At 58.4% G+C, this 705-nt stretch carries 2 protein-coding genes and 1 pseudogene; all 3 read right to left on the reverse strand.

What is annotated here, in order from left to right; genetic code table 11:
- Positions 1 to 206: DUF3487 family protein (locus tag ABJ99_RS13645; protein WP_154864424.1), on the reverse strand; the 206-nt coding region annotated here is incomplete at its 3' end.
- 15 nt (positions 207 to 221) lie between these two features.
- Positions 222 to 590, reverse strand: coding sequence for a TIGR03745 family integrating conjugative element membrane protein (locus ABJ99_RS13650; protein WP_003347754.1), 369 nt, complete (start codon positions 588 to 590; stop codon positions 222 to 224).
- A gap of 19 nt (positions 591 to 609) precedes the next feature.
- Positions 610 to 705: pseudogene (locus tag ABJ99_RS28265) on the reverse strand (TIGR03758 family integrating conjugative element protein); the annotation flags it as partial.

Consider the following 705-nt stretch of genomic DNA (forward strand, 5'->3'; position numbering starts at 1 on the left):
ATGAGTGCGCAGACCACGGGCATGGATGGAGTGATCACGAAGGCCAACGGCAGCCCCATCACAAAGCCTGCCCCGCTGCAGCCAAAAACGGTCACCCACATCTCATCCGCCGTAAGACCACCAATCACCACGGGCTGGTTATTCAAGCGACTGGGCAGAAAACGCAGGGTGCCGTCTTCATGCTGATCGTGCTGGAGCTCAGACATGCAAGCCTCACCGCCTTAAAGGATGTTAGACGCGGTGGTGACGAGGTAGATCGTGACGCCAATCAAGCAGACGCCGACCACTGCGGTGCTGCCCAGATCGGCCCATTTGGCCTTGCCCATGTGGATTTCGTGATAGACGCCCAGCGCATGTCGGCCCACCAGAATGATGCCGAACGCGCACAGGCATAAGCCGAGCAGCGTGAAGCCGTCGAAGGCATAGTTTTGGAACGTCTGCAGGAAGCTGGTTCCTGTGCCGCGCGTGGGGGCTTGGGCACCCGGTAGCGCTGCAAAACTACTACCGGGGGTGGCAGCCATCAGCAGGACCGGATAAGGCCGATGTTTCAAAAAGGTACGTGCCTGGGTGAACAATGAAAGCAGCGTCATCTTTATCTCCTTGGAAAAATCAACTCAACAACATGAAAGTCATGATCATGAACAGCACCGCCCAGCGAGCGGCAGCGACTGCCGCCGCCGGGGCTGCCAGGTTTCGGGTAGCCCA

Origin of the sequence: Pseudomonas syringae pv. cilantro (assembly GCF_001293775.1) — a bacterium.
GTDB lineage: Bacteria > Pseudomonadota > Gammaproteobacteria > Pseudomonadales > Pseudomonadaceae > Aquipseudomonas > Aquipseudomonas syringae_P.

What these genes read in the sequence shown, in the direction of transcription:
- ABJ99_RS13650 (WP_003347754.1), bottom strand. Translation starts at nt 590, where the DNA reads ATGACGCTGCTTTCATTGTTCACCCAGGCACGTACCTTTTTGAAACAT.